The organism is Caloramator sp. E03 (genome assembly GCF_006016075.1).
Taxonomy (GTDB): Bacteria; Bacillota; Clostridia; order Clostridiales; family Caloramatoraceae; genus Caloramator_B.
The window spans coordinates 2458852-2471451 of record NZ_CP040093.1; the positions used below are offsets into that span (position 1 = coordinate 2458852).

General features: G+C 33.3%; 9 protein-coding genes. 5 read left to right on the forward strand and 4 right to left on the reverse strand.

Annotated elements, in window-relative coordinates; genetic code table 11:
* The first annotated feature begins 29 nt into the window (after nt 1-29).
* From pbp4b to pdxT, 3 genes are all read left to right on the forward strand, one after another.
* Nucleotides 30-2066: a penicillin binding protein PBP4B gene (gene pbp4b, locus FDN13_RS11785; RefSeq protein WP_138980572.1), complete on the forward strand. Its 2037-nt coding sequence runs from the start codon at nt 30-32 to the stop codon at nt 2064-2066.
* Nucleotides 2067-2987: 921 nt separating this feature from the next.
* On the forward strand, nt 2988-3857 hold the full coding sequence (gene pdxS / locus FDN13_RS11790) for a pyridoxal 5'-phosphate synthase lyase subunit PdxS (protein ID WP_138980573.1): 870 nt from the start codon (nt 2988-2990) through the stop codon (nt 3855-3857).
* 2 nt (nt 3858-3859) lie between these two features.
* On the forward strand, nt 3860-4426 hold the full coding sequence (gene pdxT, locus FDN13_RS11795) for a pyridoxal 5'-phosphate synthase glutaminase subunit PdxT (protein ID WP_138980574.1): 567 nt from the start codon (nt 3860-3862) through the stop codon (nt 4424-4426).
* 347 nt (nt 4427-4773) lie between these two features.
* On the opposite strand, the gene istB is transcribed toward pdxT, so the two are convergent.
* Both istB and istA read right to left on the reverse strand, forming a co-directional pair.
* Nucleotides 4774-5547: an IS21-like element helper ATPase IstB gene (gene istB, locus FDN13_RS11800; protein WP_138980575.1), complete on the reverse strand. Its 774-nt coding sequence runs from the start codon at nt 5545-5547 to the stop codon at nt 4774-4776.
* Nucleotides 5544-7013: an IS21 family transposase gene (istA, locus tag FDN13_RS11805; protein WP_138981092.1), complete on the reverse strand. Its 1470-nt coding sequence runs from the start codon at nt 7011-7013 to the stop codon at nt 5544-5546. Before istA ends, istB begins: the two co-directional genes overlap by 4 nt.
* A 343-nt stretch (nt 7014-7356) precedes the next feature.
* Here istA and rsgA point away from each other — a divergent pair, with 343 nt between their 5' ends.
* Nucleotides 7357-8421 carry a ribosome small subunit-dependent GTPase A gene (gene rsgA / locus FDN13_RS11810; RefSeq protein ID WP_138980576.1) on the forward strand — a complete coding sequence of 355 codons (1065 nt, stop codon included), beginning with the start codon at nt 7357-7359 and terminating at the stop codon, nt 8419-8421.
* 275 nt (nt 8422-8696) lie between these two features.
* Here rsgA and FDN13_RS11815 read toward each other — a convergent pair whose 3' ends face one another.
* Entirely contained in the window at nt 8697-10028 is a 1332-nt protein-coding gene (locus FDN13_RS11815) for an alanine/glycine:cation symporter family protein (protein ID WP_138980577.1), read from the reverse strand.
* A 383-nt stretch (nt 10029-10411) separates the two neighbouring features.
* Here FDN13_RS11815 and FDN13_RS11820 point away from each other — a divergent pair, with 383 nt between their 5' ends.
* Nucleotides 10412-11176, forward strand: coding sequence for a MerR family transcriptional regulator (locus FDN13_RS11820; protein ID WP_138980578.1), 765 nt, complete (start codon nt 10412-10414; stop codon nt 11174-11176).
* Between the two features lie 335 nt (nt 11177-11511).
* On the opposite strand, the gene FDN13_RS11825 is transcribed toward FDN13_RS11820, so the two are convergent.
* A complete protein-coding gene (locus FDN13_RS11825) occupies nt 11512-12420 on the reverse strand; it encodes a transposase (RefSeq protein ID WP_138980579.1) in 909 nt (302 codons plus the stop codon).
* Nucleotides 12421-12600: the final 180 nt, after the last annotated feature.

Sequence of the window (12600 nt, forward strand, 5' to 3'; positions counted from 1 at the left end):
AAATATAATTTTTAAGAGGGGGAGTTATTATGAGAAAGATGTTTAAAAAGTTTTTAGCTTTTATTATTATCACTTCCTTAATTTTAACATCGTCAGTAACTTCAAGGCTTAAAATTGCAAATGCTGAAAATTTATTTCAAAATAGCAGCAGCCAAAAGGTTACTATTGTGGACGAATTATATAAAGAATCCCAAGTAAAATTTAGATTTCCAGAAGAAAATCCAACTAGTAGGAAATATGCAAGGTATAAAAGAGTATTTAAAGCTTATGAAGGAAGGGGAAATTTGATTATTGAGAATCATGGAGCTCAAACAGCAGAAATATATGTAAACGGATATTATGTTCCAATAAATGATGCTTTAAGTTCCCAAAATGGCATTGCTCAGGTAGACATTGGTAAGTATACACATGATGGGGAAAATACACTTGAGGTTGTTAATGTTACTCCAGCTAATTCCTATATAAATGTTAAAGTTTTATATCCCGAACTTGTTTACGGAAAACCAGAAGATGTTGGAGTTGATAGTAGTAGATTTAATATAGTTGATAGATTTATAAATGCTGAAATAAGTCAAGGATTTCCAGGAGCTGCACTTATTGTAATTAAGGATGGTAAAATTATAAAAAACACTGCTTATGGCACTAAAATGGCATGGGATGGTTATAATAAAGTAGAAAACCCTGAACAAATGACAGTTGATACATTGTTTGATCTTGCTTCAAATACAAAAATGTTTGCTACCAATTTGGCATTAATGAAGCTTGTAAGTGAAGGGAAAATTAAGGTAACAGATTTGGTATCAAAGTATTTGGATAATTTTGAAGATGGACCTAATGATGTTTATAAGGGAAAAGCTACTATAACACTTGAAGATTTAATGAAACACAGAGCAGGGTTTTCAGCAGATATTCATTATTTTAATCCTAAAACTGCAAATAATCTCTATTCACAGGATAAAGAAACGACAATAAAGATGCTTTCTAAGACTCCACTTTCATATACGCCAAGAAGTAAAACATTATATAGTGATGTAGATTATATGATACTTGGGGTTGTTGTTGAAAAAGTAACTGGAATGCCATTGGATGAATATGTTGAAAACAATATATATAAACCCTTAGGGCTTAAAAATACTGTATTTAATCCTCTTAAAAAAGGGTTCAGCGTTAATGATTGTGCTGCTACTGAGAGAAATGGAAATACAAGGGATGGTTCGGTATACTTTCCTAATATAAGAACTAGCGTTATTCGGGGACAAGTTCATGATGAAAAGGCTTTTTATTGCATGGATGGTGTTTCTGGTCATGCAGGATTGTTTTCTACTACTCATGATTTAGCAGTCCTTGCACAGTTAATATTAAATGGTGGAGGATACGGAGGATACAAACTCTGTGATAAAAATACACTTGCCCAGTTTATAAAACCATCAGATGAAGATAATGCCTATGGACTTGGATGGGATAGAAATGCTGATAATGAGGCTCCATGGGAATTTGGTGCCTATGCAAGTGAGCTTACAATTGGTCATACAGGTTGGACGGGAACAGTAACCTGCATTGATCCTAAAAAAGATATGGCTATAATTCTACTTACAAATCAGAGGAATTGTCCATGTCCTAATGGAGTTTTTGATACAAGTGCATTTGAAACAGGAAGATATGGAAGTATTTTGACGATGGTTGAAGAAGCAATACTAAATAAAGGTTATGATAATGGAGCAGGATTGATACAAGCTGCAAAAGATCAGATAGCAATTGCTCAAAGCTCTAAAACTGTACTTAGCACAAGAGAAGCACAGGCAACAATAGATATACTTCCAGAAGGAGCAATAAAAGATCAATTAGAATATGAGCTATTTGTAATTCAAACAACGGTAGATCCATCAACAGCTTTGAATAAAGCTATTAATATGGTACAAAAAGCTAAATCCAGCTTAAAACAGTCTGATATAGATATTGCAGAAAAATATATAAATGCCCTTCAAGATGGAAAGGATAAGGACATGCTAAAACAAAAAATTGATATTATAAAAAATGCATTAAATACTATATTAAAGGAATTTTAAATAATTTAGCAAAAACTCTATTAAAAATATTTATTTTAAAGTAGTGTGAAATTAAGGCTTTTGTCAATAGTTGGGCGGGTATTTATTCAAAATGCCTGCCCCTTCTTATTTACATTCACAGGCACATTCACAGGTTCACAGGGACGGTTACTTATTATCTGAGTTTTTCAAACACATTCATAGTTCATAAGAACGGTTAGTGTGAAAAAGTTTTCTCCATCCTTGGTGCCCATCCTTGGTGCCTGGGAAGGCTCCGAAAAATAGCACATTAAAATTTGCTGTAACAATATATAGTAGCGCATAATAGTATTGAAATGCTATATATCGTATGTTTTTCAATAAAACTTTATTTTTTCGGAGGTCTCCCTGGCACCGGAGATGGAGAATAGGTTCATAGGTTCATAGGTAGGTTCATAGGGACGGTTACTTATTTCATACACAATATCTGCAAAATCAGGGGGACATGTATAAAATATTATGTCTATTATTTAATATAATAAGTAACCGTCCCTTCTGTTACCTTTGAAAAAACACAAACTTTTTCATGCCGTCGTTGTGGCTCCTTTTAGTCATGACCTGTTACTTATTATTTACCTTTTCTAAATATTTCTTAAGTACCGTAAAATAAGAATATGGAAAGCGGAAAATGAAAATATGTAAAATTGCACATGAATTTGGTATCCTTCTTAATGACAGGGATGCCACATTCAAAGGACGGTTAATTATTATTTGTATTTTCATAAAATGATTTTCACACTAAGATATAAAATATCAAATTGAGAAATGAAGACCGAATGGACAGTTAATAATTATTTGATTTTTAAATTATGTTTTATATTGATTTTTAATATTAAATTATTATAATCTCTATATATAAAAAAACACGAAATTGTATCGATACAATTAAAGGAGGCTGATTAAATGGAGAGGTATCAACTTAATAAAGATCTTGCAAAAATGCTTAAAGGTGGAGTAATTATGGATGTTACAAACCCTAAGGAAGCTGAAATAGCTGAAAAGGCTGGAGCCTGTGCAGTTATGGCACTTGAAAGGGTTCCTGCTGATATTCGAAAGCAAGGTGGCATTGCAAGAATGTCAGATCCTAAAATGATAAAGGAGATAAAATCTGCTGTATCAATACCTGTTATGGCAAAGGTAAGAATTGGTCATTTTGTTGAAGCTCAGATACTTGAGTCAATTGGTATTGATTATATTGATGAGAGTGAAGTTTTAACTCCTGCTGATGAAATGTATCACATTAACAAATGGGATTTTAAAATACCTTTTGTTTGTGGTGCCAAAAATCTTGGAGAAGCTTTAAGAAGAATAGGGGAAGGAGCGGCAATGATCAGGACAAAAGGAGAAGCCGGAACGGGAAATGTTGTTGAGGCAGTTAGACATATAAGATGTATTATGGATGAAATAAGGAAGATAAAAAATTCTCCCCAAGAAGAACTTATGACAATCGCTAAAGATTTATCTGCACCTTATGATTTGGTTGAATATGTATGGAAGGAAGGAAAACTTCCAGTTGTTAATTTTGCTGCGGGTGGAATTGCAACGCCAGCTGATGCAGCTTTAATGATGCAGCTGGGTGCAGAAGGGGTATTCGTAGGCTCAGGTATTTTTAAATCACAAAACCCAGAAAAGAGGGCAAGGGCTATAGTCTTAGCTACAACTTATTATAATGATCCAAAGGTAATAGCTGAAGTATCAGAAGATTTGGGAGAAGCAATGTATGGATTAGATATAAATAAAATAGATAATAGACTATCTGAAAGAGGATGGTAAAAGTGAAAATAGGAGTTTTGTCATTGCAGGGTGGAGTGATTGAACATTTAAGCCACTTAAGAAATTTAGGGGTAGATTGTATAGAAGTAAAAGAAGCAAAGGATCTTAATGAAATTAATGGAATAATTTTGCCTGGAGGAGAAAGTACAACAATTGGGCTACTTTTAAAGGAAAGGAAAATGTTACACCCTTTAAAGGAAAGAATTCTCAAGGGCCTTCCTGTTTGGGGAACATGTGCAGGAATGATACTTTTAGCAAAAGAAATAGAAAACGATTTTCGAAAGCATCTTGAGGTTATGAACATAAAAGTGAAAAGAAATGCTTATGGAAGTCAGCTTGATAGTTTTATCTGTCACACTAAAATAGAAAAAGTAACTGATAAAGAAATACCTTTGATATTTATTAGAGCACCGTATATAGTTGAAGCAGGAAATGATGTAGATGTTATATTTGAAATTGATGGGAAAATAGTTGCAGCGCGTGAAAAAAATATGCTAGCAACATCTTTTCATCCTGAATTATCAAATAGCTTAGAATTTCACAGATATTTTTTAAATATGGTTGGGTAAATGGGACATTTACTTATTATTGATCAATATATTACAATTTCTAAAATTTAGTAAAGGATGAATATCGTTATTACAATTCGAGGGACGGTTACTTACAATTCGAGGGACGGTTACTTATTTCATACACAATATCTGCAAAATTAGGGGGACATGCATATAATATTATGTTTATTTAATATAATAAGTAACCGTCCCCATGATGCTATTGATATTTAACTGTTTATGGCATATAATAATAGTGTGAAAAATCAGGCAAAGGAGTGATGTTGTTATTGTCAATAAAAATTCCCCACTTTCGGGAAGATTTTTTCCCCACCTAAAAAGGTAAAAAAATAAACACTTAATATTTATTTATCTTTAGATAAGGATTCCTCTGACATTGCCTTAATAACTCCTTCTCTTTGCTTCATTCTATAGCTCTCACCTTTTATAACTACAAAATGGCAATGATGTACAAACCTATCCAAAATAGCGGTAGCTAAGACAGGATCATAAAAAATTCTTGCCCATTCTTCAAATACTTTATTAGACGTTATAATTATAGAGCCATTCTCATATCTTCTTGAGATTATTTCATAAAAATCATCAACGCTATTTTGATTAAGCTTCTTAAGTCCTAATTCATCTAATATAAGTAAATCAGGTGCTGTATAATATCTTAGCTTTTGATGAAAAGAATTATCTGCCCTTGATATATAAAGCTCTTCTAGCATTTCATTTACGGTAGTAAAAAGTACTTTATACCCTTGGGCAACTGCTTTTAACCCTATAGAAATAGCTAAATGAGTTTTACCTGTTCCTGGCGGACCTATAAAGGCCACATTTTCTTTTTTGCGGACAAATTCACAGGTCGCCAGATTATATATAAACCTTTTATTTATATTAGGTTGATAATTAAAATTATATTCTTCAAGGGTTTTATGTTGTGGAAACTTTGCTTTACTTGTTCTTTTTATATTGCTATTATTTTGTCTATTTAAAACTTCGTCATTTATAAGTAGTTCAAAAAATTCCATATAGGATAAGTTGCTTTTCAATGCTTCTTCATTTCTAACATCAAGAGTCTTTATTATTCCTGAAAGCTTTAAATCCCTAAGACGTATCATCAATGAATCATTCATCTTTTTAACTCTCCTAAGACTGATAATTTATCATATTCTTTTAAATCTCTTGTAAGGCATGTTTCTTTCTCATTTGTATAGCTTTCATTTGATTGTACTGGTAAATTTATTATTCGTTTTTCACATATTCTTTTTACAACTTTATAGCTGTATGCATCATATGATATAGCTCTTAAGCAGGCTGCGTCTATTACTTCATCACTATAATCCTTCCTTAAAGATAATATACCTGCAATAGTTCTATAATCATATTTTTTAAGTTTATCCTGATTTATGAAGTTTTCAAAGAACTTAAGGGCATTATCCCCAACCTCTTTAATTTCTTTTCTTTGTCTTGACAATATATCTTCACTTGATATATTCTTACTAGTAGGATAATGTTCATTATTTGTTGTGTAATGGTCCTTATCACCCTTCCAAAGTGAGTGTAGGGCTATTTCTTTTTCTTTAAAGTAGATTTTAACTAAATCATTTACTATGATGGCCTCAACTTCTTGTCCAATGTATGCATAAGGTACTGAATAATAATTACCGTCATAAGATATGTGGCAGTTTGTATTGACTTTACATTTGACAGAGTGAGATAAGATAAAGTCCTCTGTTGGAAGTGGTAAGAGTTTCTCTTTTTCTATTGAGTTGAAAACTTCAGCGGGAATTTTCTTTGTTGTACCATGCTTTCTTGCATTGGCAATAGTATTAAGCCATAATTTTGAAAAGCTTATCGCTTCATCTATGTTTTTAAAATCTCTTCCTTTAAAGCAATTATTCTTTACATAATCAACACTAGATTCCACTTTTCCCTTATCTGTTGGAGTTCTTACTCTGCAGGGCTGTGCCCAAAATCCATAATGAGCAGCGAAAGCTGCATAATTTTTTTGTACCGTTGGTTCATAAAAGTCTGCTTCTAAAATTCCAGATTTTAAATTGTCTATTTTTACTGTTTCAGGGACCCCTCCAAAATATTTAAAAGCATTTTTATGACATTCTATAAATGTTTTAACTGATTGATTTAGCACAACTTCTATATACATATATCTTGAATAACTTAATGTCATTACAAAAACCCATGCCTTTTTATGCTTGCCATTTACATTTATTGTACCTATGTATCCAAAATCAACCTGTGCTTCTTCCCCTGGAAGAGCATTTAATACCATATAGGCCTTTGGAGGCTGATTTTTTATACTATTAACATATCTTTTTACTGTATCATAGCTGCCTGTAAAATTAAATTCTCTTTGCATGTCTTGAAATATTCGCATCGCTCCAAGATCTTTAGCAACTTGAATATTAATATATTCTTTATATGGATCAAGGATAGAAGGTTTTGTTTTCCTTTCCACTACTCCTTTCTCATCAATTTTATTAAGTACATTTCTTACTGTTTTTCTATCGATTTTAAGAATTGATGCAATTTGAGTTTTGTTATATCCCTTTTTGAAAAGTGTTTTTATTGTTGTATGCATTTCTACCCCCAGCATTTTAATCCCTCCTTTAAAGATATTTTAATCTTCAAAGGAGTATTATTTCCATTCTTGCTGGGGAAAAAATCTTCCCTTTTTCGGGTAATTTTATTTTACCAGTAACAGTGATGTCTTATGATAATAAGAGTGGATTTGGTGATTGCAGTATAAAATTTAATATTGGACTGTAGCTGCCCTGCATCTATAGTCGTTTTAGTGTAACCTTTGGCCTGGATAATGTGAATATAAGGCACGGGTGTACCGTGTTATTTTTATGTCCAAAATCCGCAGGTTATTTCTGCGGTATTTTTATGCTCATTTTTAGAATTAAAGGAGTTGTTGTAAATTGAATTTAACTGATTTAGGTTGGAATAAATATTTTGAAGAAAGTTTTAAGAGTTTTAAAGATAAAGATTATATCGTTGGGAAGATATTTATAGAGCAAAGACATTTATACGGCATATATACTGAATTTGGAGAGTATCAAGGAGAGATATCGGGGAAAATGCGCTATGAAGCAGAGAATACAGGTGATTTTCCCGTTGTTGGAGACTGGGTCGTGTTAACTCCTATTCATAAAGAGAAAAAAGCGATAATTCATGCTGTTCTTCCAAGAAAAAGCAAGTTCTCAAGGAAGGCTGCAGGGGTACAAACAAATGAGCAGGTTCTTGCATCAAATTTTGATACTGTATTTATAGTAACATCCCTAAATGGGGATTTGAGCCTTAGAAGGCTTGAAAGATATCTTACTATGGCCTATGAGAGTAATGCAAATCCTGTGATAGTTTTGAGCAAGGCGGATCTTTGCGCAGATATAGAAGAAAAGCTGTGTCAGGTTGAGGCAGTAGCTATAGGGACACCGACTTATGTTATAAGTACAGTTGATGGCCGTGGAATCGATGATATTAAAAAATATCTTATGAATGGAATGACAGCAGTTGTTCTTGGTTCTTCAGGAGTTGGCAAGTCAACTCTAATTAATTATATTGCAGGAGAAGAGGTGCTTTTAACCGGTTCTATCAGGGAATATGATGACACAGGAAGGCATACCACAACTCACAGGCAGCTTGTAAAGCTTCCTACAGGAGGATTTATAATCGATACCCCTGGGCTTAGAGAGTTTCAGCTGTGGGATGGTAATGAAGGAATACAGGAGACATTTAAGGACATACAGGAAATTGCGAAGGGATGCAAATTCAGAGACTGCAAACATGATAAAGAAATAGGATGTGCTGTTAAGGCTGCCATTGAAGAGGGGGTTCTTGATGCAAAGAGACTTGAGAGCTATAACAAACTTCAAAGGGAGCTTAGATATCTTGAAGGGAAGCAAAACCAGCTAATAAGAATGAATGAAAAGAAAAGAGCAAAGGATTTATGTAAGGCAATAAAAAACATTAGCAAAAAACGATAAGATAAATTTATATAAAAAATAATATTTTAATGTTTTAAAATTAATGAAAATGGGAATAACTATAAATAGAGTAAACATATCTCAGTTGATCTTTTGGCATGAAAGACGGCGAGGTGGCAGATTAATATCTGCCGCCTCGCTTTTTGCTGTGCACGATATGTGAGGTGATTTGAAGGACGGTTACTTATTTTATTTAATATTTAATAAATTTAAAAAATAGAGGGGTGGTTACTAAATATAAATGTAAAATAAAAAGTAACCGTCCCTCCACATCTTTATTTTAAATTTTCATATTCCTCAAGGGATTTTTTAACAACTTTTGAAAGAGCGATTAATGCTATAAGATTTGGTATTACCATAAAGCCGTTAAACATATCAGAAAGTTCCCAAACAAGAGGAACTTCAAGAGTTGTTCCAAGGGCTATAAATACTACAACAAGGATTCTATAGGGTAAAAGTCCTTTATTTCCGAATAAAAATTTAACGTTTGCCTCGCCAAAGAAATACCATCCAATTATAGTTGAGAAGGCAAAGAAGAATAGAGATATTGCGATAAAATATCCTCCAAAGGAGCCCATTCCTTTTACAAAGGCATTTTGAGTTAAGGTTATGCCTGTTGTTTTCCCATCTAAAGCACCTGTTGTAAGAATTACAAAGGCAGTAATTGTAAGAACTACGAAGGTGTCTATAAATACGCTTATAATTCCAACGACGCCCTGTTCTGCAGGATGCTTTACCTTTGCTACTGCATGGGCATGTGGAGTTGAACCCATACCGGCCTCGTTTGAGAAAAGACCCCTTGCAACTCCGTATCTTACAGCCTGCTTTACAGTAGCACCTATTAATCCACCCGTTGCAGCCTTTGGATTAAATGCACCAACGAATATCATTTTTAGTGCTGGCAAAAATGAACCTATATTTTTTATTATTATGAATAGTCCACCTATAATATAAAAAGCAGCCATTATTGGAACGATTTTTTCTGTAACAGAAGCGATTCTTTTAATGCCTCCAATAAATATAAATGCAGCAATTATTGATAGAATTATTCCTACGAATATAGGGCTTATTCCAAATATGTTAGAAAAAGCGGTTCCTATTGAGTTGGATTGAACCATGTTTCCCATGAATCCGAGGGCGAGAATTATTGAAATTGAGAAGAATACAGCAAGAGCATTGCTTCCTAATCCTTTTTTAATATAGTAGGCAGGCCCGCCTGTAACCTCTCCATCTACCTTTTCTTTATATACCTGAGCTAAAATTGCTTCTGAAAAAAGGGTGCTCATTCCAAAGAAGGCACTTAGCCACATCCAAAATATTGCGCCAGGTCCGCCTGATGCTATGGCAGTTGCTGCACCTGCAAGGTTACCCGTTCCAACCTGTGCAGCTATTGCAGTTGCAAGGGCTTGAAAGGATGACATACCCTCCTTTCCAGCGGCGTCTCCCTTTAGCTTTATTCCTCCAAAGGTTCTTTTAAATCCGTCCTTGAACTTTCTTATTTGAACGCCTTTTAAAAGAATTGTAAAATATATTCCCGTTCCACATAGTAAGAATATCAATATGTATCCCCAAAGAATACTGTTTATGTTCTTTATTATTTGCAGCATATTATCCCTCCTTAAAGATATTTGCTATTGAAGCTTCCAATATTATTATAAAAACCGATTATTTGATTTTCAAATAGTTAAACTTCTAACAATCGAGAATATCTTTAAATATTTTTAATTTGTTTATTATTTGTAAGTATTTCCAATTGTTAAAATAAAAACATGGAGGGACGGTTACTTATTATTTATACTATAACGCAAATAGATAAAACAGGTGTACATAGAAGGCGCAGAAAGACTATTAAATGTCTAAGGCGGCTAAGGGACAGTTACTTATTATAGATAAAACTATACAAATAAATTCTTATGCAAAAAATTTATAATAGCCTGTTGACATTTACGCAGCGTAAAGGTGTATAGTTATCTTGTTAGGAGGTGAGAGAATGGAATATACGGTTAAAAAGCTTGCAAAGATGGCGGGTATTAGCAGCAGGACACTGCGATATTATGATGAAATTGGAATTCTTAAGCCGGCAAGAATCAATTCCTCAGGATATCGCATTTATGGTAAGGATGAAGTTGATAGATTACAGCAGATTCTCTTTTATAGAGAATTAGGTGTAAGCCTTGAAGAAATAAAGGAAATAATAACTTCTCCCAACTTTAATGCCATTAATGCACTTAGAGAACATCGTGAAAAACTCCTGACAAAGCGAAGGCAGTTGGACCTGCTAATTGATAATGTAGATAAAACTATTGCATTATATGAAGGGAGGATTACTATGACTGATAAAGAAAAGTTTGAGGGATTTAAGCAAAAAATGATTGAAGAAAATGAGGAGAAATATGGTAAGGAAATTAGAGAAAAATATGGCGATAAAGAAGTTGATAAGTCCTATGAAAAGTTAAAAAATATGAATAAGGAAGAATATGATAGGGTAGAAAAACTAAGTGCAGCCGTACTTGATACGCTAAAGGAGGCAATGGAAACTGGGGACCCGTCCTGTGAAATTGCACAGAAGGCTGCAGATTTGCATCGCCAGTGGCTGTGCTTCTTTTGGGATAAATATACAAAGGAAGCTCATGCGGGTATTGCTCAAATGTATGTTGATGATGAAAGATTCAAGGCATATTACGACAAAGTAAAGGCGGGAGCAGCTGAATTTTTAAGAGATGCCATTCTTATTTATACAGGGATGAAAAAATAAATTTGCATGATTTAGGCAAGGGGCAATATGCCCCTTTTATTGTAGGTATCTGGGACGGTTACTTATTTCTTTACCTTCAACTCAAATTTAAAAAACGCCCTATTGTTTATCCAACCCCGTCGTTTTTCCTTAAAAAAATTATTTGTTTTAAAACAAATTCACCTTATTTTGAATAGGCTTGTCCAATCTTAATATTTATTTCATCCACAAACACAAAAACTTTTTATTGGCTTGCGGATATTTAATAAAGTTTTTTAAAGTCAATAAATTAAATTTCAAAAAGTATGCATTATTCTTTGTATAAATGCAAAATGTTCCCTTTAATATTGAAAACTTTATGCACATATATTTAAAATTTCATCGATCAATCCCCTATACTTTTCCTCCTTTACAAGCTCTCTGCCTATTGTGCAAAGCCTCGAAACATTGGCTTGCCCTACATTCCCTAAAATCCTGCATATATCAGCACATTTTAAATCGCAAAACTTCCTTAAAACAAAGCAAAGTACAGCCTTTGCCTCTTTTGCATTCTTTGCCCTTTTTATCCTTAGCATAAGCTTATCTATGTTAAACTTTTTTACAATTATATCTATTATCCTCTCAGGGGATATATCCCTTGCAAGTACTGTCCTCATGCTTCTATATTCTGTAGGCTCATTTTTAAACTCTTCACTTTGAGCATCTACCACACTTTTTACTTTAAATATAAGATCTTTATAAATAGCCCTTGCAGCAGCTTCTTTCAGGCTGAACATTGATAAAATAAACTCATCATCAATAAGTTCATATTCATCTTTCTTTTCAGCTAAAAATATCCCTAAGGATGAAAAAGGATAATCCTGAGGATTAGTTTCATAGCCTTTGATATCCGTTGCATTGTAGTGAACGTAGGCTGTTAAGGCAAAGAGGTACCTGTCATCCCTTACAATTTTGCTTTTAAATCTGTCTTGGAAAAGGTGGCCATGCCTTTTATGCCTTTTGTTAAAATACATAGCATATTTGTAGTTGATAAAATGCATAATTTTTGATATGTCTGCCCCGTTAGCGTCTATAATAAAATGGGCGTGAGTATCCATTACACAGTAGGAGTAAACTCTAAATTCAAACTGATCCTGAGCTTTTTTTATAAAATCTAAATATTTTGCTTTATCTTTTTCATCAATATAAAGATTTACCTCGGAAATACTTTTTACCATGATGTGATAAATAGAGTCAAAGGATTTTTCTCGTGCCAATCTTGGCATAATAACACACCTCCAGATTAGGTTGTATTTTTAGTATTATTTTGCCAATTTGGAGGTGATTTTATTCATAAAATTATTTAGTTGCAACAATAAATAAGTAACCGTCCCCGGAAAATTCCCCGGAAAATTCGAAAACCCCAAAAGTATGAAACCCCACAATACAATTATACGATTATTCAA